The sequence below is a fragment of the Streptomyces sp. NPDC111516 genome (assembly GCF_055635345.1).
Window position 1 is genome coordinate 240016 of the sequence record NZ_JBVKBV010000008.1, and the last position, 24432, is coordinate 264447.

General features: G+C 70.1%; 21 protein-coding genes. 16 read left to right on the forward strand and 5 right to left on the reverse strand.

Going from position 1 to position 24432, the window contains the following annotated elements; translation table 11 throughout:
• From ACZ7L9_RS18255 to ACZ7L9_RS18270, 4 genes are all read left to right on the forward strand, one after another.
• Positions 1-1365, forward strand: a complete 1365-nt coding sequence (locus ACZ7L9_RS18255; protein WP_471416169.1) for a ferredoxin reductase family protein — start codon at positions 1-3, stop codon at positions 1363-1365.
• Positions 1366-1376: 11 nt separating this feature from the next.
• Positions 1377-1820: an FMN-binding protein gene (locus ACZ7L9_RS18260; protein ID WP_471416170.1), complete on the forward strand. Its 444-nt coding sequence runs from the start codon at positions 1377-1379 to the stop codon at positions 1818-1820.
• Entirely contained in the window at positions 1813-2577 is a 765-nt protein-coding gene (locus ACZ7L9_RS18265; protein WP_471416171.1) for an FAD:protein FMN transferase, read from the forward strand. The genes ACZ7L9_RS18260 and ACZ7L9_RS18265 overlap by 8 nt, the downstream gene beginning before the upstream one ends.
• Positions 2578-2977: 400 nt before the next feature.
• Positions 2978-3106 (forward strand): hypothetical protein, encoded by a 129-nt coding sequence (locus ACZ7L9_RS18270; RefSeq protein WP_266748797.1) that lies wholly within the window; start codon positions 2978-2980, stop codon positions 3104-3106.
• A gap of 61 nt (positions 3107-3167) precedes the next feature.
• On the opposite strand, the gene ACZ7L9_RS18275 is transcribed toward ACZ7L9_RS18270, so the two are convergent.
• Positions 3168-4736 carry a purple acid phosphatase family protein gene (locus ACZ7L9_RS18275; protein WP_471416254.1) on the reverse strand — a complete coding sequence of 523 codons (1569 nt, stop codon included), beginning with the start codon at positions 4734-4736 and terminating at the stop codon, positions 3168-3170.
• Positions 4737-4874: 138 nt separating this feature from the next.
• On the opposite strand from ACZ7L9_RS18275, the gene ACZ7L9_RS18280 reads away from it, so the two are divergent.
• The 11 genes from ACZ7L9_RS18280 (at position 4875) to ACZ7L9_RS18330 (ending at position 19942) form a co-directional block, all read left to right on the forward strand.
• On the forward strand, positions 4875-5951 hold the full coding sequence (locus tag ACZ7L9_RS18280; protein WP_471416172.1) for a 3-isopropylmalate dehydrogenase: 1077 nt from the start codon (positions 4875-4877) through the stop codon (positions 5949-5951).
• 241 nt (positions 5952-6192) lie between these two features.
• Complete coding sequence (locus ACZ7L9_RS18285; protein ID WP_471416173.1) at positions 6193-7281, forward strand: branched-chain amino acid aminotransferase; 1089 nt, start codon at positions 6193-6195, stop codon at positions 7279-7281.
• A gap of 338 nt (positions 7282-7619) precedes the next feature.
• Positions 7620-8300: an urease subunit gamma gene (gene ureA, locus ACZ7L9_RS18290; RefSeq protein WP_471416174.1), complete on the forward strand. Its 681-nt coding sequence runs from the start codon at positions 7620-7622 to the stop codon at positions 8298-8300.
• Positions 8297-9985, forward strand: coding sequence for an urease subunit alpha (locus ACZ7L9_RS18295; RefSeq protein WP_471416175.1), 1689 nt, complete (start codon positions 8297-8299; stop codon positions 9983-9985). The genes ureA and ACZ7L9_RS18295 overlap by 4 nt, the downstream gene beginning before the upstream one ends.
• 22 nt (positions 9986-10007) lie before the next feature.
• Positions 10008-11009, forward strand: coding sequence for an agmatine deiminase family protein (locus ACZ7L9_RS18300; protein WP_471416255.1), 1002 nt, complete (start codon positions 10008-10010; stop codon positions 11007-11009).
• 3 nt (positions 11010-11012) lie between these two features.
• Positions 11013-11636: a TetR/AcrR family transcriptional regulator gene (locus ACZ7L9_RS18305; RefSeq protein ID WP_471416176.1), complete on the forward strand. Its 624-nt coding sequence runs from the start codon at positions 11013-11015 to the stop codon at positions 11634-11636.
• Positions 11637-11717: 81 nt separating this feature from the next.
• The gene (locus ACZ7L9_RS18310) at positions 11718-13052 is read left to right on the forward strand and encodes an MFS transporter (protein ID WP_471416177.1); all 1335 of its coding nucleotides are present in this window, start codon (positions 11718-11720) and stop codon (positions 13050-13052) included.
• 279 nt (positions 13053-13331) lie between these two features.
• Complete coding sequence (cimA, locus tag ACZ7L9_RS18315; RefSeq protein WP_471416178.1) at positions 13332-14939, forward strand: citramalate synthase; 1608 nt, start codon at positions 13332-13334, stop codon at positions 14937-14939.
• Positions 14940-15132: 193 nt separating this feature from the next.
• A complete protein-coding gene (locus ACZ7L9_RS18320; protein WP_471416179.1) occupies positions 15133-16503 on the forward strand; it encodes a hypothetical protein in 1371 nt (456 codons plus the stop codon).
• Between the two features lie 164 nt (positions 16504-16667).
• Positions 16668-19349, forward strand: a complete 2682-nt coding sequence (locus ACZ7L9_RS18325) for a SpoIIE family protein phosphatase (RefSeq protein ID WP_471416180.1) — start codon at positions 16668-16670, stop codon at positions 19347-19349.
• A 146-nt stretch (positions 19350-19495) separates the two neighbouring features.
• Complete coding sequence (locus ACZ7L9_RS18330; protein ID WP_471416181.1) at positions 19496-19942, forward strand: DUF7144 family membrane protein; 447 nt, start codon at positions 19496-19498, stop codon at positions 19940-19942.
• A 132-nt stretch (positions 19943-20074) separates the two neighbouring features.
• On the opposite strand, the gene ACZ7L9_RS18335 is transcribed toward ACZ7L9_RS18330, so the two are convergent.
• A complete protein-coding gene (locus ACZ7L9_RS18335; RefSeq protein ID WP_471416182.1) occupies positions 20075-20692 on the reverse strand; it encodes a YceI family protein in 618 nt (205 codons plus the stop codon).
• A gap of 215 nt (positions 20693-20907) precedes the next feature.
• Here ACZ7L9_RS18335 and ACZ7L9_RS18340 point away from each other — a divergent pair, with 215 nt between their 5' ends.
• Positions 20908-21432: a hypothetical protein gene (locus ACZ7L9_RS18340; RefSeq protein ID WP_471416183.1), complete on the forward strand. Its 525-nt coding sequence runs from the start codon at positions 20908-20910 to the stop codon at positions 21430-21432.
• Positions 21433-21607: 175 nt separating this feature from the next.
• On the opposite strand, the gene ACZ7L9_RS18345 is transcribed toward ACZ7L9_RS18340, so the two are convergent.
• From ACZ7L9_RS18345 to ACZ7L9_RS18355, 3 genes are all read right to left on the reverse strand, one after another.
• Positions 21608-22186, reverse strand: a complete 579-nt coding sequence (locus ACZ7L9_RS18345; protein WP_471416184.1) for a cysteine dioxygenase family protein — start codon at positions 22184-22186, stop codon at positions 21608-21610.
• Positions 22187-22271: 85 nt separating this feature from the next.
• A complete protein-coding gene (locus tag ACZ7L9_RS18350) occupies positions 22272-23417 on the reverse strand; it encodes a cystathionine gamma-synthase (RefSeq protein ID WP_471416185.1) in 1146 nt (381 codons plus the stop codon).
• 69 nt (positions 23418-23486) lie between these two features.
• Positions 23487-24413, reverse strand: a complete 927-nt coding sequence (locus tag ACZ7L9_RS18355) for a LysR family transcriptional regulator (RefSeq protein ID WP_471416186.1) — start codon at positions 24411-24413, stop codon at positions 23487-23489.
• Positions 24414-24432 lie beyond the last annotated feature (19 nt).

The following is a 24432-nucleotide window of genomic DNA, read 5'->3' on the forward strand; positions in this document are numbered from 1 at the left end:
ATGACCAGCACGTTCACCAGCACCACGTACGAGAGCCGCGGGGTGCGCCACCGGCGCCCGCGCCGCAGCGCCGTGCCCTTCCTGGTGCCACTGGTGATCTGGGCCGGTGCCGCGGGCGTGCTGGCCCTGTGGTGGAGTGACACGACCGCGGTCGTCGGTCCGGCGGGCTGGCTCACCGGCGCGGGACGCATCACCGGGCTCCTGGCCGGCTACGCCTGCGCAGTCCTGCTGGCCCTCATGGCCCGCATGCCGCTCCTGGACCACACCATCGGAACCGACCGGCTCGCCCGCTGGCACGCCCTGGGCGGCCGCTGCACGGTCTCTCTCGCCCTCGCCCACACCCTGCTGATCATCTGGGGCTACTCACTGACCTCCCACACGAGCGTGGTCGGCCAGACGTCCACGCTCGTCCTGCACTACCCCGACCTCCTCAAAGGCACCGCCGGCTTCCTGCTGTTCCTGGCCACCGGAGTCCTCTCGGCCCGCGCGGCCCGCCGGAAGCTGAGTTACGAGACCTGGCACTATCTGCACTTCGCCACCTACCTGGCCGTCTTCCTCACCTTCGGACACCAACTCTCCAACGGAGCCGACTTCGTCGGTAACCGCCTCGCCCAGGTCGCCTGGTACACGCTGTTCCTCGGCGTCGCCGCGCTGGTCGCCTGGTACCGGTTCGCCGTGCCGCTGCGGTGCGGACTGCGCCACCGTCTGCGCGTGACCGAGGTCCGCCCCGAGGCCCCGGGCGTGGTCTCCGTCCACCTCACCGGTGAACATCTCGACGAGCTGGGGGGCGAGCCGGGGCAGTTCCTGCGCTGGCGCTTCATGGCCCGCGGTCTGTGGTGGACCGCCAATCCGTACTCCCTCTCCGCCCCCGCAGACCCCCGCCATCTGCGCATCACGGTGAAGACCGCCGGTGGCCACAGCGCCGCCCTCGCCCGCCTGGTGCCCGGCACCCGGGTGTGGGCAGAGGGACCGTACGGCGCCTTCACCGCGAACCGCCGCACCGCCCCCAAGGTCCTGCTCCTGGCCGGTGGCGTCGGTATCACCCCCTTGCGCACGCTCTTCGAGACGCTGCCGGGCCAGGTCACCCTCGTCCACCGGGCCCGCCGCACCGACGACCTCGCTCTGCGCGGTGAGATCGACGCGATAGCCGCCCACCGACGGGCCACCGTGCACTACGTCGTCGACGAACCGGCCGGATACTCCTCACCCCTCACCGCCCGGGGCCTGAGTGCTCTGGTGCCGGATCTTGCCGCGCACGACGTCTACCTGTGCGGTCCGCCCGGCATGACACAGGCCGCCATCCAGGCCCTGCGCGATGCCGGCGTCCCGGCACGAAGCATCCACCACGAGTCGTTCGCGTTCTGAGGAGAACCGCCATGCGCCGAGCCGTCCTCGCCACCACAGGGATCAGCGCCCTCGTCGTCGCGCTGCTCGCCCTCAAACCGCACCAGTTGCCGGCCCTCGCCGGGGTGGTCCCGCGTTCCCCGACAGACCCCTCCTCCCCGCACACCACCGCAGGCACCTCGTCGCGCGCATCCACAGGCACCGGCACATTCACCGGCGATCCCGTCGACACCGAATACGGGACCGTGCAGGTCGCCGCCACCCTCTCCAAGGGAAGGATCACCGCCGTCAAGGTTCTCCAGGCCCCGGACCAGAACGGACGCGACCGGCAGCTCGCCTCCTACGCGCTGCCCCGTCTCACCCAGGAGGCGATCGGCGCCCAGGGCGCGCACATCGACGCCGTCTCCGGCGCCAGCTACACCAGCCAGGGCTACATCCAATCCCTGCAGAGCGCCCTGGACCGGGCTCATGCCTGACACCGCACACGGACTGCGCCATGTCGAACACGTCATGGGCACCGTCTTCTCCTTCGACATCCGCGACACGCCCACCCCGGCCATCCACCACGCCCTCGCCGAGGCCGTGCGGCTGCTCCACCGGGTCGACACCGTGTTCTCCACCTACCGGCCCGACAGCCACATCAGCCGCCTCGACCGCCGCGAGATCCACCTGGACGACTGCCCGCCCGAGGTCCATGAGGTCCTGTCCCTCTGCGCTCGGGCAACCCGTGACAGCGACGGCTGGTTCAGCATCGTCCCCGCCGGAACCCTCGACCCCTCGGGGCTCGTCAAGGGCTGGGCCACCGAAGCCGCATCCCGACTGCTCCACGAAGCCGGCGCGCACCACACCTGCGTCAACGGCGGAGGCGACCTCCAACTCCGCGGCCGGGCAACCTCCGGCACCCCCTGGCGCATCGGCATCACCCACCCCCTGCGCCCCGCCGAACTGGCCACCGTCATCACCGCCCGCCATGACCTGGCCGTCGCCACCTCCGGCACCGCCGAACGCGGCGCCCACATCCTCGACCCGCACAGCGGCACACCCGCCACCGCGTTCGCCTCCCTCACCGTCATCGGGCCCCGGCTGACCATGACCGACGCCTACACCACCGCAGCGTTCGCCAGAGGCGAGGACGCACGGGACTGGCTGGAAGCACTGGACGGCTACGAGGCGCTCGCCGTCCTGCCCGACGGCCGGACGTGGCAGACGTCAGGATTCAGCCAATATGGATAATTTCCGCTCTGTCCGCGCAGGTTCGATACACCGGGAGACCGAGGCTCCGCCGACCGGGCCGACGCGCCCGATCCGCCACGTCACCACTTCTGAGCAGGCACGATCGCTCGCTGACCGGGCTCCGGACCGGGAACCGGGGGCGGGCGGTCGTAAACCTCCGTCTCAGATAGTAGGAAGTCCGAGTAATTGTGGAGACAGACCGGCCGAGCTGTCCTAACTTTGTAGAAGCCGAACGTCTCGCTAGATCCAGCGACCGGCGGTCGTGAGCGTGCGCCCTGTGCAGGCAACCCCTGCGGCGTCCGCTCCCCGCCTCTTCCGGCACCTCGAAATCCCGATCTCGAAATCACCTTCACGATTTTTCGATCTCGAAATCCTCGCGATCTCAAGGAGTCGATCCACCATGGCCGAGACGACTGTCCGCCGCGTCCGTCACACCCACCGCCCGACCGAGTCGGAGCGCCGCAATGCCGCCGCCGCCCTGCAGCGGGCCCTCGACCGCAGGGACAACGGCGGCTCCACGGGCCACTGAGACGAGCCGCTGAGGCCGGCCGGCCTCGGCGGAAGTTCGGCGGCCGCCGCCCGGTCGGCGCTCAGCCGCGGCTGATCTCGAAGTGGTCGATGCGCTCGCCCGATTCGGCGAGTGCGGTGACCTTCATCCGGGCATGCCGTCCGGGCTCCACCTCCACCGCCAGGAAAGAGAAGCCGGTGTAACGGACCCGGGACCACTCCACGGTCTCGGTCGCCCTTCCGCCGCCCTTGACCACGTGGAACGTGTCCACGCTGTCCTGGTCCTTGATGTGTCCCTCGTACGTGTCCGGCGCCGGGAAGTTGTACAGCGCCTTGCCCGCGCCGCCCGCCGTGACGTACACGATGCCGTCCCGCGTCGGGTCGGTGCGCTCGCCGATCGGCACCTTGCGCCGGACCGCGTTCTTCAGGATCGCGTCGGTGCGCTCGTAGACGTGGTTGTGGCCGTTGATGACCAGGTCCACCTGGTGCTTCTCGAAGAGCGGCACCCACGCGTCGCGCACCCCGCCGTCCGAGGCGTGCGCGTTGGTCGTCGAGAAGGCGCAGTGGTGGAAGAAGACGACGATGAAGTCGATCTCGTTGCGGGCCCGCAGCTCGCCCAGGCGCCGGTCCAGCCAGCGCGTCTGCCTGCCGTCGCTGATCCCGAAGTTGGCCGGGATCTCGTACGAGACGTCGTTGGCGTCGAGGGCGACGACGCCCACGTTGCCGTGCACGAACGAGTAGGCGCCGGGCTGGTTCACCGGGTCCGGACCGTTGTCGGGCAGCGTCCAGCGGGCGTTCTGGCCGCCGTAGCCGTCCGGCGAGTACCAGGCCTCCATGTCGTGGTTGCCGGTGGTCACCATCCACGGCACGGTCTTCGACACCGTCTCCGTCTGCGCCAGGAACTGGTCCCAGGTGCGGGCGTCATAGGTGTCGGTGCTCTGCCCGGAGCCGGACGGGTCGGCGTAGCAGATGTCGCCCGCGTGCAGGTGGAAGGCCGGGTTCTGACCGAGGATCAACTGGTCGTTGCCCAGCGCGTGGTAGCTGACGCCCTGGTCGCCGAAGGCGGTGAAGGTGAAGGCCCCGGCGTGCGAGGGCGCGGTCGTGAAGGTGCCGAGCGTGCCCAGGTTGCGGGTGTCGGCGGGGTCGAAGCCGTCGTGGCCGACGCCGTAGTAGTACGTCGTGCCGGGCCGAAGCCGCTCCAGACTCGCGTGTACGTAGAACTGCTCGGCGGCCGCGATCTTCCCGCCGTTCAGCTCGGGCGTGGTGAGGTGGCGCAGCTCGGCGTCGATCCTGCGGCTCAGCGCCCACGGCTGGTGGCCGATCCGGATGTACGGGCGCCGCACGGCGAACGGGACCTGCCAGGAGACCGACATCTGCGTCTTCGGGTCGGCTCCGTACGCCAGGTGCCGGCCGAACGGTGCCACCAGCGAACCGTCCACCTGGGTGGACGTGTGACGCGGGGCCGGAACGGCCGGTGCCGCGTAGGCGGGCGGGGAGGCGAGCCCAAGGCCGGCGCCGGCGACGGCCGCGGTCGCCGCGCTCGTACGGAGCACGCCCCGCCGGGTGAGCCGGGTGCGCAGATACTCGTGCTGCTCGGCCATGCTCATACGGTCGGCGAGCTTCTCGGGGATTCCGAAACGGGGGATGTCCATGGAGTCCATGAAGCAGAACATCCACCCGCCACCCGACGCCGTCCCGGCGAATGGGTGAACGATGCGCGTACAGCTCACCATGTGTCCGTATGGTGGACGTGACGTGTCATGAGGTGGGACGCGAAGTATGGTGCGGGCATGTCTCGCAGCATCAATCTCGCAGTGATCCCCGGTGACGGTATCGGCCAGGAGGTCGTGGCCCAGGGCCTCAAGGTCCTCGACGCTGTTCTCCCGCAGGATGTGAAGCTGGAGACCAAGGAGTACGACCTCGGCGCCCGGCGCTGGCACCGTACCGGCGAAACCCTCCCGGACGCGGAGCTCACAGCCCTCAAGGGTCATGACGCCATCCTGCTCGGCGCGATCGGTGACCCCTCCGTGCCGTCCGGCGTCCTGGAGCGCGGGCTCCTGCTGAAGCTGCGGTTCGCCTTCGACCACTTCATCAACTTGCGGCCGTCGAAGCTGTTCCCGAACACCACGACGCCGCTGGCCGGCCGGCCGGACATCGACTTCGTCGTCGTCCGCGAGGGAACCGAGGGCCCGTACACCGGCAACGGCGGTTCACTGCGCACCGGTACGCCGGCCGAGGTCGCCACCGAGGTCAGCGTCAACACCGCGTACGGTGTCGAGCGCGTCGTCCGTGACGCCTTCGAGCGGGCCAACGCCCGCCCCCGCAAGAAGCTGACGCTGGTTCACAAGAACAACGTCCTCGTGTACGCGGGTCACCTGTGGAAGAACACCTTCGACAAGGTCGCGACCGAGTACCCCGAGGTCGCCACCGACTATCTGCACGTCGACGCCGCGACGATCTTCTTCGTCACCCAGCCGGAGCGCTTCGACGTCATCGTCACCGACAACCTCTTCGGTGACATCCTCACCGACCTCGCCGCTGCCGTGACCGGCGGCATCGGCCTGGCCGCGTCCGGCAACATCAACCCGACCGGCGCCTTCCCGTCGATGTTCGAGCCGGTCCACGGCTCCGCCCCCGACATCGCGGGACAGGGCAAGGCCGATCCGACCGCCACGATCCTCTCCGTCGCCCTCCTGCTGCGCCACCTCGGCTACGAGGCCGAGGCCGCGCGCATCGAGGACGCCGTCTCCGCCGACCTCGCGGAGCGAGGGGGGCACCTCCCAGGCCCTTCAGGCTCTGGGGGAGGACGGACGACTCGTACGACGGATCAGATCGGCGACGCGCTCGCGGTACGCGTAGCGAGCTGACCCGACGACTCCAATTTTCGAAGCCGCCGGGTCGCAACCGCACCCGGCGGCTTCTCCTGCGCGGTCCCGGGTGCCACTATCGACCGCTGGACCGCATTCGCGTCATTTCGTGCACGGCCACCCGGGAGAGATAATCGAACGGGGCCGCTGCTCGCGGTGAAGCTCGGACGTCCTAGCACCTGTCTGACAGGAGCGACGTGAGCGCGGTCCGACCCACACAACCGGTGAAGGACACGCACACATGACGACGCCCACGATCGAGCTCAAGCCCTCCTCGACCCCGCTGTCCGACGCGGAGCGCGAGGCGATCCTGGTCAAGCCCGGATTCGGCCGCTACTTCACCGATCACATGGTGACGATCCGGTGGACCGAGGGCCGCGGCTGGCACGACGGCCAGCTCGTCCCCTACGGCCCGCTCGCCCTCGACCCCGCGACCACGGTTCTGCACTACGCGCAGGAGATCTTCGAGGGCCTCAAGGCTTACCGCCGGCCCGACGGCAGCGTCGCCACGTTCCGCCCCGAGGCGAACGCCAAGCGTTTCCAGGCCTCGGCGCACCGGCTGGCCATGCCGGAACTGCCCGTCGAGACGTTCATCGAGGCGTGCGACGTGCTGGTCCAGCAGGACAAGGCGTGGGTTCCGGCGCACGGCGGCGAGGAGTCGCTCTACCTGCGTCCGTTCATGATCGCGACCGAGGTCGGCCTGGGTGTGAAGCCCGCCAACGAGTACCTCTTCATCGTCATCGCCTCGCCCGCCGGTGCCTACTTCCCCGGCGGCGTCAAGCCGGTCTCCATCTGGCTCTCCGAGAACCGCGTCCGCGCCGTCCCCGGCGGCATGGGCGACGCCAAGACCGGCGGCAACTATGCCGCGTCCCTCCTCGCCCAGGCCGAGGCCGCCGAGCAGGGCTGCGACCAGGTCGCGTACCTCGACGCGGTCGAGCACAAGTGGGTCGAGGAGCTCGGCGGGATGAACCTGTACTTCGTGTACGGGAACAAGATCGTCACCCCGGCCCTGACCGGCTCCCTGCTCGCCGGTGTCACCCGTGACTCGCTGCTCAAGGTCGCCCGCGACCTCGGCTACGAGTCCGAGGAGGGCCGCGTCTCCATCGACCAGTGGCGCGCCGACACCGAGAACGGCAGCCTCACCGAGGTCTTCGCCTGCGGCACCGCCGCCGTCATCACCCCCGTCGGCACCGTGAAGTCCGCGGGCGGCGAGTGGGCCCAGAGCGACGGCGCGCCCGGCGAGGTCACGCTGAAGCTGCGCGAGCGCCTGCTGGACATCCAGCGCGGCATCGCCGAGGACACCCACGGCTGGATGCACCCGCTCGGCTAGGACCTGTCCTGCCGATCTTCGCGGGCCCGGAACGCCTGGCACGGCACCTCGCCGCGTTGTCGTCAGTCGCCCGAGTGCGTCCAGTACGAGGACGATCCTCCGCCTTGCGATGCACCGCACCAGACGCCCCGGGCTGATCCACGAAGATCGACAGGACAGGACCTGGGCCCCGTCCGTCGTACGCGCGAAGGCCGCGCCCGGTTCCCGCCGGGCGCGGCCTTCGTCGTGTGCCCGGGCCGGTCGCCTCGTTGGAGCGCTGCTCAAAAGTGACACGGTCGAGCTTCCGCTTCCCGCCGATCCATGGTTAGAGTGCTGCTCTAAACAGGAGGTGTGTGGGCGTGCGACTGACCCCGACGGAACGTGACCGGCTGCTGCTCTTCGGCGCGGCCGAACTGGCCCGGGCCCGCCGCGCCCGGGGGCTGAGGCTCAATGTCCCCGAGGCGACCGCGCTGATCGCGGACACGGTCTGCGAGGCCGCCCGCGACGGGCGCAGGCTCGCCGAGGCCATCGAGGCCGCCCGGTCCGTGCTCGGCCCCGACGATGTGCTGCCCGGGGTCGCCGACGTCGTCACCGAGGTCCATGTGGAGGCCGTCTTCGACGACGGTTCGCGGCTCGCCGTCGTCTCCCGGCCGCTGGGCGGCAGGCTGGGCGACGACGCGCCCGGGGCGGTCATTCCCGGCCCGGCCACGCCCGAACCGGAGCCGGCGGCGCGGCTGACCGTCCGTAACACCGCGACCGTGCCGGTCTCCGTCACCTCGCACTTCCACTTCTTCGAGGCCAACCCGCGGCTCGACTTCGACCGGGCGGCCGCGTACGGGATGCGGCTGTGCGTCCCCGCCGGGTCCTCCGTCCGCTTCGGGCCGGGGGAGTCCGTGGACGTGGGGCTGGTGCCGATCGGCGGTGACCGGATCGCCATCGGGTTCGCCGGTCTGGTCGACGGGCCGCTCGACGCGCCCGGCGCACGCGAAGAGGCCCTGCGGCGCGCGGCGGCCTGCGGATATCTGGGAGCCGAACGATGAGCATCGATCGTCACGAGTACGCCTCCGTCCACGGCCCGCGCGCCGGGGACCGGGTCAGGCTCGGCGACTCCGGGCTGACCGTCCGCGTCGAGTCCGACGCGCAGCGGTACGGCGAGGAGTTCCTCGCCGGATTCGGCAAGACCGCCCGCGACGGGCTGCACCTCAAGGCCGCGGCCGTCCGGGACACCTGCGATGTCGTCATCAGCAACGTGCTGGTCATCGACGCCGTGCAGGGCATCCGCAAGGTGTCGATCGGTATCCGCGAGGGCCGCATCGCGGCGATCGGGCGGGCCGGCAACCCGGACACCCTCGACGGCGTCGACGTCGTCGTCGGCACGGGCACCACCATCGTCTCCGGCGAGGGCATGATCGCGACGGCGGGCGCCGTCGACACCCACGTCCATCTGCTCTCGCCGCGGATCATGGAGGCCTCGCTCGCCTCCGGCGTCACCACGATCATCGGCCAGGAATTCGGCCCGGTCTGGGGCGTCGGCGTCAACTCGCCCTGGGCGCTGCGCCACGCCTTCAATGCCTTCGACGCCTGGCCGGTCAACATCGGCTTCCTGGGCCGCGGTTCGTCCTCCCGCCAGGCCCCGCTGGTCGAGGCGCTCGCGGAGGGCGGGGCCTGCGGCTTCAAGGTCCACGAGGACATGGGCGCCCACACCCGCGCCCTGGACACCGCCCTGCGCGTAGCCGAGGAGCACGACGTCCAGGTCGCCCTGCACAGCGACGGGCTGAACGAGTGCCTGTCGGTCGAGGACACCCTGCGCGTCCTCGAAGGCCGCACGATCCATGCCTTCCACATCGAGGGCTGCGGCGGCGGACACGTCCCCAACGTCCTGAAGATGGCGGGCGTCGAGAACGTCATCGGCTCGTCCACCAACCCGACGCTGCCCTTCGGCCGGGACGCCGTCGCCGAGCACTACGGGATGATCGTCTCGGTACACGACCTCAAGACGGACCTGCCGGGCGACGCCGCCATGGCCCGCGACCGCATCCGCGCCGGAACGATGGGCGCCGAGGACGTCCTGCACGACCTGGGTGCCATCGGAATCACGTCGTCCGACGCGCAGGGCATGGGACGCGCCGGGGAGACGGTGCGCCGTACCTTCGCGATGGCCGGGAAGATGAAGGCCGAACTCGGCCCGATGGACGGCGACGGACCCGCGGACGACAACGCCCGGGTGCTGCGCTACATGGCCAAGCTCACCATCAACCCCGCCATCGCGCACGGCCTCGCGCACGAGATCGGCTCCATCGAGACCGGCAAGCTCGCCGACATCGTGCTGTGGCGGCCCGAGTTCTTCGGCGCCAAACCGCAGCTCGTACTGAAGTCGGGCTTCCCGGCGTACGGGGTCACGGGCGACCCGAACGCCGCCACCGACACCTGTGAACCCCTGGTCCTCGGGCCGCAGTTCGGGGCGTACGGAGCCACCGCGGCCGATCTCTCCGTGGCCTTCGTCTCGCAGGCGGCGACCCAGCTCGGCGCGGACCTGATGCCCACGCGCCGACGCCGCGTCGGGGTGCGCGGCACCCGTGGCATCGGCCCCGGCGACCTCGTCCACAACTCCCGTACCGGAGAAGTCGCCGTGGACGCCCGCAGCGGCCTGGTCACCCTGGACGGCGACCCGTTGCGCTCCGAGCCCGCCGACTCCGTCTCCCTCAACCGCCTCTACTTCCTGTAAGGACCCCGCCGTGACCTTCCGCATGCCGCCCGAGTGGGCCCCGCACGAACGCACCTGGATGGCCTGGCCCGGCCCCAACCCCACCTTCGACACCGATGCCGAACTGGACGAGGCCCGCAGCGCCTGGTCCACCGTCGCCCGCGCCGTCCGCCGCTTCGAACCCGTCACGATGGTCGTCGGACCCGGCCAGGAGGACGGCGCACGCGCCCTCCTCGGCCCGGACATCGAGCTGGCCGTCCGCCCGCTCGACGACGCCTGGATGCGCGACATCGGCCCCACCTTCGTCACCGACGGACGCCAACTGGCCGCCGTCGACTGGATGTTCAACGGCTGGGGTGCCCAGGACTGGGCCCGCTGGGAGCACGACCAGCACATCGCCCGCTCCGTCGCCGAGCTCGCCGCCGTCCCCGCGCACAGCTCCGCGCTCGTCAACGAGGGCGGCGCCATCCACGTCGACGGCGAAGGCACCGTCCTGCTCACCGAGACCGTCCAGCTGGGCCAGGAACGCAACCCCGGCTGGACCCGCGAGCAGGTCGAGGCCGAGATCCATGCACGGCTCGGCACCGAGAAGGCCATCTGGCTGCCTCGCGGACTGGCCGGCGACTACGGCACGTACGGCACCCTCGGGCACGTCGACATCGTCGCCGCCTTCGCCCGCCCGGGCACCGTCGTCGCCCACGTCCAGCCGGACCCGGCGCACCCCGACCACGAGATCACCCGCGAGACGGTCCGCGTCCTGCGCGCCGCCACCGACGCCAGGGGCCGCTCCCTGAACGTCGTGGAGGTCCCCGCGCCCACCGTGCTGAAGGCCGACGGCGAGTGGGTCGACTACTCCTACATCAACCACTACCTCTGCAACGGCGGCGTGATCCTCTGCGCCTTCGACGACCCGCGCGACAAGGAAGCGGCGGCGATCTTCGGCGAGTTGTTCCCCGACCGTACGGTGACCCTCGTCGACGCCCGTACGATCTTTGCCGGCGGTGGAGGCATCCACTGCATCACCCAGCAGCAGCCGAAGGTCTGAACCGTGCCCCCCGCTCCACGCCGACGCAACACCGCCCCGCCCCGCGAGGAGTTGCTGGCCGCCGCCATGGCCACCATCGCCGAACGGGGCCTCGACGGCCTCACCATGGCCGGGCTCGGCCGCGAGGTCGGCATGAGCAGCGGACACCTCCTCTACTACTTCCGCACCAAGGACGAGCTGCTGCTCCAGACCCTGGAGTGGAGCGAGGAGAGGCTCGGTGCGGAGCGGCGCACCCTGCTGTCCGGGCGGGCCACAGTCCGCGAACGGCTCGACGCGTACATCGATCTGTATCTCCCCGACGGCCACCGCGATCCGCACTGGACCCTCTGGCTGGAGGTCTGGAACCGCTCGCGGAACGCGGACGACGACGCACGCGCCCGGCAGGCCGCGATCGAGGGCGCCTGGCATCGGGACCTCGTGGCGCTGCTGGCGGAGGGCGCCTCGCGCGGCGAGTTCCGTACCGTCGACGCCGAACGGTTCGCGACCCGGCTGCGGGCCCTGCTCGACGGGTTCAGCGTCCATGTCGCCGTCGGTATCCCCGGCATGGACCGCGAGCAAGTCCTCGCCCGGGTGTCGGAGTTCATCGACGACTCGCTCACCGTCACGGAGCCGCATCCCCCTCGGTGAACTAAACGTACGTAAGTACGCGTGATCGTTGCCCGTTGCGCTCTTGTTGTGCTCCCGGCTGTTCGGGCACGGTGACGAACCATGGGACGAGAGCAGTGGAAGAAAATCTGGGTCGGCTCCGCAGGCAACATGGTCGAATGGTTCGACTGGTTCGTGTACGCGACCTTCGCGGTCTACTTCGCGGACTCGTTCTTCCCCGAGGGCAATGAGACCGCCAACCTCATGAACACCATGGGGATCTTCGCCGTCGGCTTCTTCATGAGGCCCGTCGGCGGCTGGCTGCTCGGCCGGATCGGTGACCGCAGAGGCCGCAAGGCCGCACTCACCCTCACCGTCACCCTCATGTCGGCCTCCGCGATCCTCATCGCCGTGGCACCGACGTACGACATGGCGGGCTACGGCGGCGTCGCCGTCCTGCTGGTGGCCCGGCTCCTCCAGGGCCTCTCCGTCGGCGGCGAGTACGCGGCCAGCGCCACGTATCTGACCGAGGCGTCCGCGCCCAACCGGCGCGGCTTCGCCTCCAGCTTCCAGTACGTGTCCATGACCGCCGGACAACTCGTCGGCCTCGGCCTCCAGATCGTCCTGCAGCGCAACATGTCCGACGCCGCCCTGCACAGTTGGGGCTGGCGCATCCCGTTCATCGTCGGCGCGCTCGGCGCCGCGGTCGTGTTCTATCTGCGCCGCTCGATGCTGGAGACCGAGGTGTACGCGGAGTCCGGCGCCGCCGAGCAGGCGGACCGCGGCACTTTGAAGGCGCTGTGGCAGCACAAGCGCGAGGCGTTCCTCGTGATGGCGCTGACCATGGGCGGGACCGTCGCGTACTACACGTACACGACCTACCTCACCAAGTTCCTCTCCAAGAGCGCCGGCATGGAGAAGACCACCGCCTCGCTCGTCAGCTTCTGCGCCCTGTTCGTCTTCATGTGCATCCAGCCACTGGCCGGAATGCTCTCCGACCGGATCGGCCGCCGCCCGCTGCTGATCACCTTCGCCGTCGGCTCGACCTTTTTGACCGTGCCGATCATGACGATGCTCAAGCACGCCGGCACCTTCTGGCCCGCCTTCGGCCTGGCGCTCCTCGCCCTGGTCGTCGTCACCGGGTACACCTCGATCAACGCCTGTGTGAAGGCCGAACTCTTCCCGACCGGCATCCGCGCCCTGGGCGTCGCCCTCCCGTACGCCATCGCCAACGCGCTCTTCGGCGGCACCGCCGAATACGTGGCCCTCTGGTTCAAGAAGTCCGGCATCGAGTCCGGCTTCTACTGGTACGTCGCGGGGTGCGCCGCGATCTCCCTGATCGTCTACCTGACCATGCGCGAGACCCGCGACATCGACCTGGGCCGGGTCGGCGCCGGCAAGCCCGGACAGGAGCGCGCGGAGTCGTCCGGAGCGACCACCGTCACGCCCGCATCCTGAGACGGGGCACGGCACGGAGGCGGCCCTGTGCAAGACTGCCTCCGTGTCCTCGTTCGTCATGATTATTGGCAACAGGCGCGCCGGTCCGCAGTGACCGTCCCGTACCACCTACGTGCGGCGCGGCCACCGTGCCCCAGACCCGCGCGCAGACCTCTCGCACCCGCGAGAGGTTTTTTCGTTTTCCGGCCCTCACCTCGGCCGGGGCGAGGCGCGCGGGATGATGGGGGCAAGTGGAGCCAGATCGTCCGGATCCACTCATCCGACAGGAGTCAGACCAGCATGACCACCAAGGCCAAGGCCACCGACGACAGTTTCCACGTCTTCGACACCACGCTGCGCGACGGGGCCCAGCGTGAAGGCATCAACCTGACGGTCGCGGACAAGCTGACCATTGCCCGGCACCTGGACAACTTCGGCGTGGGCTTCATCGAGGGCGGCTGGCCCGGCGCCAACCCTCGCGACACCGAGTTCTTCGCGCGCGCCCAGCAGGAGATCGAGTTCGAGAACGCCCAGTTGGTCGCCTTCGGCGCGACTCGCCGGGCCGGTGGCAAGGCCGCCGAGGACCCCCAGGTCAAGGCGCTGCTGGAGTCCGGCGCCCCGGTGATCACGCTGGTCGCCAAGTCCCACGACCGCCATGTGGAACTCGCCCTGCGCACCACCCTCGAAGAGAACCTGGAGATGGTCCGCGACACCGTCTCCTTCCTGCGCGAGCAGGGCCGCCGGGTCTTCGTCGACTGTGAGCACTTCTTCGACGGCTACCGCGCCAATCCCGAGTACGCCAAGGCTGTCGTCCGCGCCGCCGCCGAGGCCGGCGCCGATGTCGTCATCCTCTGCGACACCAACGGCGGCATGCTCCCCGCGCAGGTCACCGCCGTCGTCTCCACCGTGCTTGCCGACACCGGTGCCCGGCTCGGCATCCACGCCCAGGACGACACCGGTTGCGCCGTGGCCAATACCCTCGCCGCTGTGGACGCGGGCGCCACCCACGTCCAGTGCACCGCCAACGGCTACGGCGAACGGGTCGGCAACGCCAACCTCTTCCCCGTCGTCGCCGCCCTGGAACTCAAGTACGGCAAGACCGTCCTCCCGGAGGGCGCGCTCGCCGACATGACCCGCGTCTCCCACGCGATCGCCGAGGTCGTCAATCTGACGCCCTCCACCCACCAGCCCTATGTGGGGGTTTCCGCCTTCGCCCACAAGGCCGGACTGCACGCCTCCGCGATCAAGGTCGACCCGGACCTGTACCAGCACATCGACCCCGCGCTGGTCGGCAACACCATGCGGATGCTGGTCTCCGACATGGCGGGCCGCGCCTCCATCGAGCTCAAGGGCAAGGAACTCGGCATCGACCTCGGCGACGACCGCGAACTCGTCGGCCGCGTCGTCGAACGCGTCAAGGAGCGCGAACTCAAGGGCTACACGTACGAGGCCGCCGACGCCTCCTTCGAACTGCTGCTGCGCGCCGAGGCCGAGGGCCGGGCGCGCAGCTACTTCCGTACCGAGTCCTGGCGCGCCATCGTCGAGGACCGCCCCGACGGTACGCACGCCAACGAGGCGACCGTGAAGCTCTGGGCCAACGGCGAGCGCATCGTCGCCACCGCCGAGGGGAACGGCCCGGTCAACGCACTCGACCGGGCGCTGCGCGTCGCGCTGGAGCGGATCTATCCGCAGCTCGCCAAGCTGGAACTGGTCGACTACAAGGTCCGCATCCTCGAAGGCCGCACCGGCACCGAGTCCACCACCCGAGTCCTCATCACCACGGGCGACGGCAGCGGCGACTGGGCGACCGTGGGCGTCGCGGAGAACGTCATCGCGGCGTCCTGGCAGGCACTGGAGGACGCCTACACGTACGGGCTGCTGCGCGCCGGGGTCGAGCCCACGGAGTAACGGCCTGACCCACGATTGGCGCTGGGACGCCGCTGCCAATCGTGGGTGAGGCCGTAACGCGGTCGCAGTCGGGCTTCGTCCTGGATCGCCGGACAGGCTTGAAGTCGAGTCTGTCCGGCGGCCGACGGCGGGAGCGGGCCCGGCTCAGGTGGACGACCGCGCAGGCGTCACCCACCTGGGTTAGCTTCGATATATGCGGAACAGGCTGTTCCGGGCCGTGTTGGCCGGCCTGCTGCTGATTTTGTCGGCGGTCGTGCTCGCCGTGGCACCCGCTGCACCCGCCGCGGTCGGTGCATCGACCATCAACGATGTCGCGCAGGCGCTGCGCAGGAGCCCGGTGTACGTCGACCCGGCCGCCGCCGCCCAGCTCTCCCCGGGCCAGGCGGCCGCCCTGACGAAGAAGATCAAGGACGCCGACAAGCCCGTGTTCGTGGCGGTACTCCCGCGGACCTCGGCGTTCCCCGAGCAGAACCTGCTCACCACCCTGCGCACGGACACCGGCATAACCGGCGTCTACGCGGTCCGTCTCGGCAACGGATTCAACGCGGGCGCCGACCCGCGGGTGATGTCCACCCGAGCGGTCCGGAATCTGACCGCCGCGGTCAGGACACCCGGCACGGACACCGACGCCGCGACCCAGCTGAACGCCTTCGTGGACCGGGCCGTCGAACAGGCCCGGGGCAGCGCCCCCGCCTCCTGGGGTGGCTCCTCGGCGGGCAGCGGACCGTCGTCCGCCGTCGGACTGATCACGGTCGCCGCGATCCTGGTGCTGGGCGCCGGTACGGCGTACACGATCTTCCGGCGCAACCAGAAGCGCAAGGAGAACGAGGAGCGGGCCGCGCTCGACAAGCTCCGCCTCGTCGTGGACGAGGACATCACCGCGTACGGCGAGACCCTGGACCGTCTGGACTTCCACCCCGCCGAGTCGGGCGCCGACGACGCCATGCGCGCCGACTACGAGCGGGCACTCGATTCCTACGAAAGCGCGAAAACCCGCATGTCCCGGGCCCGGCACCCGTCCGACGTACGCGGAGTCACCCAGGCCCTGGAGGACGGCCGGTTCTCCCTCGCGGTCCTGGCGGCCCGCCGCAGGGGCGCCGAACCGCCCGTCCGCCGCCCGCCGTGCTTCTTCGACCCGCGCCACGGCCCCTCGGTGGCCGACGCCCGGTGGTCCCCGTCCGGCGGCACGGCCCGCGAGGTCCCGGTCTGCGCGGCGGACGAGATCCGGCTGCGCGAGGGCGAGGAACCGCTGAGCCGCACCGTCGACACGGACGACGGCCACCGCCGCCCGTACTGGGAGGCGGGCCCGGCGTACGGGCCCTGGGCGGGCGGCTACTTCGGCGGCGGTCTGCTGCCCGGCCTGCTGGTCGGCACGGTGCTCGGCTCGATGCTCTCCTCCCCGGCGTACGCGGACGAGTACGGCGGGGGAGACTTCGGCTCCGGCGGTGACTGGAGCGGCGGCGACTTCTCCGGTTCCGACTTCGACTCGTCCGGCTTCGACGGCGGCTTCGGAGACGGCGGCGACGTCGGGGGCGGTGGCGGATTCGACGGAGGCGGGTTCTGAGCCGTTGATCAGCAAACTCTCGGGCAGGTGCGATTCATGCTAGACATAAAGATATGTCTGGTATCGGCCGATTCCGGGCGAGGCTGCGGCGCACCGTCCGGCGACCACATCGGCACGATGGGGGGCGCTCGGGCCAAGCTTCCCCTGCGCCGCCCGAGCGGGACATGATCCACTGCTCCCCGGGGAGCGAACTGCGTGCGCTGTTCAACGTGCGCACCCTGGCGGGCCAGGTCTTCTGCCTCGTGCTCGGGCTCGTGCTGCTGCTCGTCGCCGCCGCCGCGGTCGCGCTGGTGGAGCAGAGCCGCCGCGACAGCCTGGAGGAGGCCAGGCTGCGCACACTGAGCGTGGCCCAGGCATTCGCCGACTCGCCGGGGATCGTGGCGGCGCTGGGCAGCAAGGACCCCACGGCGATCCTGCAGCCACGCGCGGAGGAGACCCGCAAGGAGGCCAATGTCGACACGGTCGTCGTGCTGAACGTTCACGGCATCCGCTACACCCACCCCGACCCCGCCCTGATCGGCAAGCACGTCGTAGGCCCGTACAAGGAGGCGCTCACCGGGCGGGCCTTCACCCGGACGTTCAGCGGCAGCCTGGGGCCCTCGATCAACTCGGTGGTGCCTGTGGACCGGCCCGACGGGAAGGTCGTCGGCGTGGTGTCCGTCGGGCTCACCGACAAGTCGGTGAACATGGTGGCCGACCGGTCCATCCCGCTCAGTGTCGCCGCGGCGGTGGTCGCCGCGGCGATCACCACGGGCGGCGCGGCGCTCGTGAGCAGACGGCTGCGCCGTCAGACACACGGCCTCGGGCCTACAGAGATGACCCGGATGTACGAGCACCACGACGCGGTGCTGCACGCGGTCCGCGAGGGCGTCCTCATCGTCGGGGCCGACCAGCGGCTGATGCTCGTCAACGACGAGGCCCGCAGGCTTCTCGACCTCCCCCCGAATGCGGAGGGCCGCGCCGTCACGGACCTCGGGCTGCCCCCGGCCACCACGGAGCTGCTCGCCTCCGGCCGGACCGTCACCGACGAGGTGCTGCGCAGCGGCAACCGGTTGCTGTCCGTCAGCCTCCGCCCGACGGACACGCTCGGCGCGCCACAGAGCACCGTGGCGACCCTCCGGGACACCACCGAACTCAGCGCGATCTCGGGCCGGGCGGAACTCGTGCACGAACGCCTGCTGCTCCTCTACGAGGCCGGTGCCCGGATCGGTACGACCCTCGACGTGACCCGGACGGCCCAGGAGCTCGCGGATGTGGCGACCTCCGGATTCGCGGACGTCACGACCGTCGACCTCGCGCCTCCCCCGGTCCCCGGGGAGAAACCGGCCACCGAGACCGGAATCCCACTGGACATGCGCCGTGCCGCGATCGCCGCCGCAGACCCGGACCAGCCCCTGTTCCCGGTCGGACGAGTGGTCGGCTTCGTTCCCGACAGGACCAGGGCCAAGCGCGTGAACGTCGCGGAGGCCGGGCTGGGCATCGAGGTGATCACCGCGCTGGGCTGGCGGCACTGGTCCAGCGAGCGTGCCGCGGGCATCCTGGACTACGGATTCCACTCGGTGATCTCCGTACCGCTGCACGCACGCGGATTCATTCTGGGCCTGGTCAACTTCTGGCGCGCGGGCGACAGCGCCCCGTTCAACGCCGACGACGAGTCCTTCGCCGAAGAACTGGTGGCACGGGCGGCCGTCAGCCTGGACAACGCCCGCCGGTACACACGCGAGCACGAAATGGCCGTGACACTGCAGCGCAGCCTGCTGCCCCGCGGCCTGCCCGAACAGAACGCCCTCGATGTGGCCTACCGCTATCTGCCGGCGCGCGCCGAGGTGGGTGGCGACTGGTACGACGTGATCCCGCTGTCGGGCGCCCGCGTGGCGCTGGTCGTCGGTGACGTGGTCGGCCAGGGACTGCACGCCGCCGCCACCATGGGGCGGCTGCGTACCAGCATCCACAACTTCTCCGCCCTGGACCTCACGCCCGACGAACTCCTCGGACATCTCGACGAACTGGTCAGCCGGATGGATCAGGACGAAGCGGCCGACGGCGGCGTCGAGATCGCCGGAGCCACCTGCCTGTACGCGATCTACGACGCGGTCTCCGGGAACTGCTCGGTGGCCCGGGCCGGCCATCCCGGGCCGGTCCTGGTCCTCCCCGACGGCACCGTGGAGTTCTCCGAGGTTCCGGTCGGTCAGCCCCTCGGCATCGGCGGCATGCCGTTCGAGGCGGCCGACTTCCACGTACCCGAGGGGAGCCGCCTGGTCCTCTACACGGACGGCCTCGTCGAGCGGCGCGACCAGGACATCGACACCGGACTGGAGCTGCTGCGCGGCTCCCTCGCAGGCCGCGACCGGACACCGGAGGAGACCTGCGACGACGTGCTCGCCGCGATGCTGCCCGGCCAGCCGAGCGACGATGTGGCCCTCCTCGTGGCCCGTACCCGCACGCTCGACCCCGACCAGGTCGCGCAGTGGGCCGTCGCCACCGATCCGGCGGCCGTCGCCGGAGTCCGCAAGAACGTCGCCCAGTGGCTCACCGAACGCGGCCTGGACGAGGAGGCGTTCACCACCGAACTGATCCTGAGCGAGCTGGTCACCAACGCGGTGCGCTACGGCACCGGACCGATCGAGGTCCGCCTGCTGTACGACCGCAACCTGATCTGCGAGGTGTCCGACACCAGCAACACGTCACCGCATCTGCGCTACGCGGCGACGACGGACGAGGGCGGCCGGGGTCTGTTCCTCGTCGCCCAGTTCGCCGAGCGCTGGGGCACCCGCTACACCGAGACGGGCAAGGTGATCTGGTCGGAGCAGACGGTCGGCGAACCGGAGACGGATGAGGGCGCTTGAGCTCCTCTGAAGCGCGTTGCGGAAGGCCGTGAGCGTTGTCGCCCGAAATGCCGACGGCGAGCCGCCGTGACACGCTGAATCCGCGGGTCAGGCCGGTCCCGGCATTTCCGGGCGGACCGACGGCTCTGCCATCCGAGGAGATCGAAATGGCCAGTGACAGCACCGGAACCAGAGCGAGCAACAGGAAACCGAGCCCCACGCACGCGCCCACATCCGGTACCACCGTCCTGGCGGCAGTCCTGATGATCATCGGTGGAGCGATGGCGATCTGCGAGGGGATCGCGGCCATCGCGAAGAACCATCTGTTCGTCGTGACGCGCCACTACGTGTTCGAGTTCAGCCTGGCGGGCTGGGGTTGGGTCCACCTCATTCTGGGCATCGCTCTCGTCCTCGCCGGCCTCGCCGTGCTCAGCGGAGCCCTGTGGGCGCGCTTCTTCGGTGTCTCGGTTGCCGGCCTGGGCGCGATCGCCAACTTCCTCTGGCTGCCGTACTACCCCTTGTGGGCCTTGGTGCTGATCGCCGTCAACATCCTCGCCGTCTGGGCGCTGTGCATGGGCATGCACCGAGAAGCGGACGCAGGCCTGACGGCCTGACCCACGTGTGCGCGCGAACCGATGTGGTCGGACGTGGGCTCGACGCCCACGACGCCGAGCGCCCGCCTTCCGCCCCTGGCGGGGGAGGGGGAAGGCGGGCGGGCTCGGGCCGAGGCGTGAGGCGGCGGGGCGTCAGGCCTGCGGTGCGGCGGCCTTGATGGCGGAGATGTCGAAGTTGAGCTTGACCTTGTCGCTCACCATGACGCCGCCGGTCTCCAGCGCGGCGTTCCAGGTCAGGCCCCAGTCGGAGCGCAGGATGTCCGCGCTTCCCTCGAAGCCGACGCGCTCGTTGCCGTAGACGTCGGTGGCGGAGCCGTTGAACTCCAGGTCGATGGCGAGGGGGCGTGTGACGTCCTTGATGGTGAGGTCGCCCGTGACGCGGTACTTGTCGCCGCCGAGCTGCTCGGCCTGCGTGGAGCGGAACGTCATGAGGGGGAACTTCTCGGCGTCGAAGAAGTCGCCACTGACCAGGTGGCCGTCGCGGTCGGCGATGCCGGTGTCGACGCTGGCGATCTTGACGTCGATGGAGGCGGCGGAGTTCGCGGGATTGTGGCCGTCGAGCTTCAGGCTGCCCTCGTGCTCGCCGAAGGAACCGCGCACGTTGGTGACCATGGCGTGGCGCACAGTGAAGCCGATGCTGCTGTGCGCCGGGTCGATCGTGTAATCACCGGTGAGGGCGGCCAGGGCCGGATCCACGGCGGGGGTGGTGGCGGACGGGGCGTCGTTGTTCTTGCGGTTGAACAGAGCCATGGCTCCTCCTCGGGGGACGTGATCGGGTGACGGTCGAATCGGTTGTTCAACCTTCAACGAGATTGACTCTAGCGGCATCTAGTTCAAAGTTCAACATCAGGCTTGTGGATTGTTGCGAAGGAGGGGGCGTTCGCGCGTCACCCCTCTGGCGACGCGCGTAGAACTCGGGCAGTATTTCCGTGCCCTTATTTGTCATGAGCAGGAGGAGTCCCCCCATGGTGTCCCGTATGACACTGCGCCCCGTCCTGACCGCCCTCGCCCTCGTCCTCGGTGCCCTCTTCGCGCCCGGCATCGGTGTCCTCGGCAGCGGCGCCACCCAGGCCCACGCCGTCACCAAACTCACCCACGCCCAGGCCACCGCCCGGTTCAGCTCCTCCGGAATCACCTGGTCGTCCTCCGGCAACTGCTCCAACCGCAACGTCGCCACCTGCACTTCGTTCGACCAGCTCAACCTGGCCACCGCGCAGGGCGCCCAGACCCTCAAGAGCGCCACGGGCTGCGCGCTGAACATCACCGGCGGCACCGAGACCGGGCACGCCAGTGGTACGTACTCGCACTGGAACGGCTACAAGCTCGACTTCGGCAAGTCCACCTGCCTCACCAACTACGTCCACGGCGTCTTCGCCTACATCGGGCTGCGCGGTGACGGCGCACCCCAGTACAAGTCGGGTTCCGGCAACATCTACGCGGACGAGGGCAACCACTGGGACGTGACGTACTACAACTGCGGCGGCTGCTGACCGCGCCCCGAACCCGCTCGCACAAGTGCCCCCGTCCGTCCTCGAGTTCCCGTGGCCGTTGCCATCCCCCAACCCAGCGGATGCGACGGGCTACGAGGTACGCAAGGGCCGGGGGCACTCGTGCGAGCGCGTGCGCGGCCGAACGCGGCTCGTCGGCGGCATTACCGGATGCGGTTCATCCGAAGGACTCGCCGCGCGCCTGGGCATCCTCTACCGGGTACCGGTACAGCCTGCGCACGCTGGTACCGAGTCGGGAGATGTCGGCGCCGTAGACGTGGATGGCGATCACCGTGGAATCACCGGCGTTGCACACCGAGTGGATGTCACCCGGCGGTGCGAAACCGACGGCGGTGCCGGCCGGGTTGACCGTCCGCCCGGCGGGCACCAGCCGGATGGGCCCGTCGAGGTCGCGCATTTCGTAGCGCTCCTCGGTCTCGGCGCCTTCGTGGACCCCGGCGACGCACCACGCCACATGGTCATGGATCGGGGTGCGTTGCCCGGGTTCCCAGACGAGTGCGACCAGAGAGAAACTTCCGTCGTCCTCGGCGTGCACCACATGCTGGCGATAGCGGTCGGGGTCGCCGGCACGGAACTGCGGGGGCACCAGGTCGGGCAGGGCCAGGAACGGCTCGAGCCGAGCCGCGACCAGGTGTGCGGTCTCGGCCGGGGTGCGTTCCAGCCGCACGATGTCGCGTACCGCCTCGACGAGCTCGTCCAGTCGCGTCGAAGGTGCGGTGGCGATGCGGAATGCCATGTTCTCCCTCTCTTTCGGGGCTGTTGGGGGCGTGGCCCGGACACGATGGGCGGTGCGGGCGGCTGCCGGACCGGTGCTCCGCGGCTCAGGACAGCGCCTCGGCCAGGTCGGCGACGAGATCGTCGGCGTTCTCGATGCCCACCGAGATCCGCACCAGGTCGGCCGGAACCTCCAGCGGGGTCCCGGCCGCGGAGGCGTGCGTCATACGGGCCGGGTGCTCGATGAGCGACTCCACACCGCCGAGGGACTCCGCCAGTGTGAACAGCCGGGTCCGCTCGCACACGTCGAGCGCGCCACGCTCACCTCCGGCGAGACGGAAGGAGACCATGCCGCCGAAGCGGCGCATCTGCTTGACCGCGACCTCATGGCCCGGGTGGCCGGGCAGCCCGGGGTAGAGGACCTGCGTCACTCGCGGGTGCTGGGCGAGCATCGCCGCCACCCGTTCGGCGTTGTCGCAGTGCCGGTCCATGCGTACACCCAGGGTCTTGATGCCACGCAGCGTCAGCCAGGCGTCGAAGGGACCGGGGATCGCCCCGACCGCGAACTGGTGGAAGCGGATCTTCTCCCCGAGTTCCTCGTCCCGTACCACCACCGCCCCGCCGATCACATCGGAGTGGCCGCCGATGTACTTCGTGGTGGAGTGCATCACGAGGTCCGCACCGAGCGTCAGCGGCTGCTGCAGGTACGGCGAGGCGAAGGTGTTGTCGACCGCGAGCAGCGCGCCCGCCTCATGGGCGATGCCGGCCAGCGCGGCGATGTCGTTGACGCCGAGCAGCGGATTGGTGGGGGTCTCACACCAGATGAGCCGGGTCTCGGGGCGTACGGCGGCCCGTACCGCGTCGAGATCACGGAGCGGGACGGGGGTGTACGACAGTCCCCAGCCCGCGAGCACCTTGCGGAACAGCCGCAGGCTGCCGCCGTAGGCGTCGTCCGGGATGACCACATGGTCGCCGGGGGCGCAGACGGCACGGACCGCGGTGTCCTCGGCCGCGAGTCCGCTGGCGTAGGACGTCGCGCATGCGCCGGACTCCAGGGCGGCGAGGCACTCCTCGAGAGCGGTGCGAGTGGGGTTGCCCGCGCGGCTGTAGTCGTAGCCGCCGCGCAGCTGCCCGACCGCGTCCTGCTGGTAGGTCGAGGTCTGGTGGATGGGCGGGACCACTGCTCCCGTGGTCCGGTCGGGGGCCTGACCGGCGTGGATGGCGAGGGTTTCGAAGGCGTGAGGCTGATCCATGCCCAGCAGCGTGACTGCCCGCATCTATGCGGTCTACTGGGGAAGTTTTGCGATCCATCAAGAATCTGCTTATGGATGCGTGATCCGGCAGCCGGGGCGAAGCTCGGCCGCGGCGTGCCGCAGCGCGTCCAGCATGACCCTGACGGCCGGTACTTCCTGATGGCCGGCAAGGGTGTAGGCGGACACTCTGCGGTGGTCCGCGGGGACGACCGGACGTCCTGCGACTTTGGGGTGGCGCATGAACGACAGCACCATGCCGGGCATGAGCGCGATGCCCGTTCCCGCGGCCACCAGGCTCTGCACCGCGAGGTTGTCGTCGGTGGTGTACGCGATGTCGGGCTCGAAACCCGCCTCGGCGCAGGCCGCCACGAAGTGACCGCGACAGCGCAGACATCCCGCGATCCAACGCTCGTGCGTGAACTGCTGCAGCTCCACGGTGCGGCGCCGTGCGAGCGGATGCCCGGCCGGCAGCAACACCACCAACGGATCGTCGAGCAACGGCACTTCGATCAGGTCCTGTTCGATCTGCTGCTCGGCCGTGCCCCCGTAGGAGAACGCCAGGGTGATGTCGCAGTCGCCGCGGCCGAGCGCGTTGAGGGACAGCGGTGGCTCCTGTTCCTGCAGCTCGATGCGGATCCCCGGGTGGTGTGCGGTGATGCGGGCGACCGCAGCGGGCAGCAGGGCCGCGTTGGCGCTGGGGAACGCGCAGATGCGTATCCGCCCGGCCTTCAGGCGGGTGATCGCGTTCATCTGCTCGTGCGCGGCCTCGATCTGACCCAGGATGCCCGAGGCGTGGCGGGCCAGCACCTCGCCGGCGTCCGTCAGCTGCAGCCCGCGGCCCACCCGGACGAACAGCGGCGTTCCGACGGCTCGTTCAAGGGCCTTCATCTGCTGGCTGATGGCCGGCTGCGTGTAGCCCCGACTCCGGGCCGCTGCCGCGTAGGAGCCGGTGCGCACGACCTCGGCGAACGTCTGGACGTGCCGTGAGTCAAACATCCGCCAACAGTAAGGAGAG

Excerpts from the sequence above, each read along its gene's own strand:
- ACZ7L9_RS18325 (WP_471416180.1), top strand. The coding sequence starts at position 16,668 with ATGATCCACTGCTCCCCGGGGAGCGAACTGCGTGCGCTGTTCAACGTG.
- ACZ7L9_RS18340 (WP_471416183.1), top strand. The coding sequence starts at position 20,908 with ATGGTGTCCCGTATGACACTGCGCCCCGTCCTGACCGCCCTCGCCCTC.
- ACZ7L9_RS18355 (WP_471416186.1), bottom strand. The coding sequence starts at position 24,413 with ATGTTTGACTCACGGCACGTCCAGACGTTCGCCGAGGTCGTGCGCACC.
- ACZ7L9_RS18330 (WP_471416181.1), top strand. The coding sequence starts at position 19,496 with ATGGCCAGTGACAGCACCGGAACCAGAGCGAGCAACAGGAAACCGAGC.
- ACZ7L9_RS18260 (WP_471416170.1), top strand. The coding sequence starts at position 1,377 with ATGCGCCGAGCCGTCCTCGCCACCACAGGGATCAGCGCCCTCGTCGTC.
- ACZ7L9_RS18270 (WP_266748797.1), top strand. The coding sequence starts at position 2,978 with ATGGCCGAGACGACTGTCCGCCGCGTCCGTCACACCCACCGCCCGACC.
- ACZ7L9_RS18300 (WP_471416255.1), top strand. The coding sequence starts at position 10,008 with ATGCCGCCCGAGTGGGCCCCGCACGAACGCACCTGGATGGCCTGGCCC.
- ACZ7L9_RS18295 (WP_471416175.1), top strand. The coding sequence starts at position 8,297 with ATGAGCATCGATCGTCACGAGTACGCCTCCGTCCACGGCCCGCGCGCC.
- ACZ7L9_RS18345 (WP_471416184.1), bottom strand. The coding sequence starts at position 22,186 with ATGGCATTCCGCATCGCCACCGCACCTTCGACGCGACTGGACGAGCTC.
- ACZ7L9_RS18335 (WP_471416182.1), bottom strand. The coding sequence starts at position 20,692 with ATGGCTCTGTTCAACCGCAAGAACAACGACGCCCCGTCCGCCACCACC.
- cimA (WP_471416178.1), top strand. The coding sequence starts at position 13,332 with ATGACCACCAAGGCCAAGGCCACCGACGACAGTTTCCACGTCTTCGAC.
- ACZ7L9_RS18350 (WP_471416185.1), bottom strand. The coding sequence starts at position 23,417 with ATGGATCAGCCTCACGCCTTCGAAACCCTCGCCATCCACGCCGGTCAG.
- ACZ7L9_RS18285 (WP_471416173.1), top strand. The coding sequence starts at position 6,193 with ATGACGACGCCCACGATCGAGCTCAAGCCCTCCTCGACCCCGCTGTCC.
- ACZ7L9_RS18280 (WP_471416172.1), top strand. The coding sequence starts at position 4,875 with ATGTCTCGCAGCATCAATCTCGCAGTGATCCCCGGTGACGGTATCGGC.
- ACZ7L9_RS18265 (WP_471416171.1), top strand. The coding sequence starts at position 1,813 with ATGCCTGACACCGCACACGGACTGCGCCATGTCGAACACGTCATGGGC.
- ACZ7L9_RS18275 (WP_471416254.1), bottom strand. The coding sequence starts at position 4,736 with ATGGACATCCCCCGTTTCGGAATCCCCGAGAAGCTCGCCGACCGTATG.
- ACZ7L9_RS18320 (WP_471416179.1), top strand. The coding sequence starts at position 15,133 with ATGCGGAACAGGCTGTTCCGGGCCGTGTTGGCCGGCCTGCTGCTGATT.
- ACZ7L9_RS18310 (WP_471416177.1), top strand. The coding sequence starts at position 11,718 with ATGGGACGAGAGCAGTGGAAGAAAATCTGGGTCGGCTCCGCAGGCAAC.
- ACZ7L9_RS18255 (WP_471416169.1), top strand. The coding sequence starts at position 1 with ATGACCAGCACGTTCACCAGCACCACGTACGAGAGCCGCGGGGTGCGC.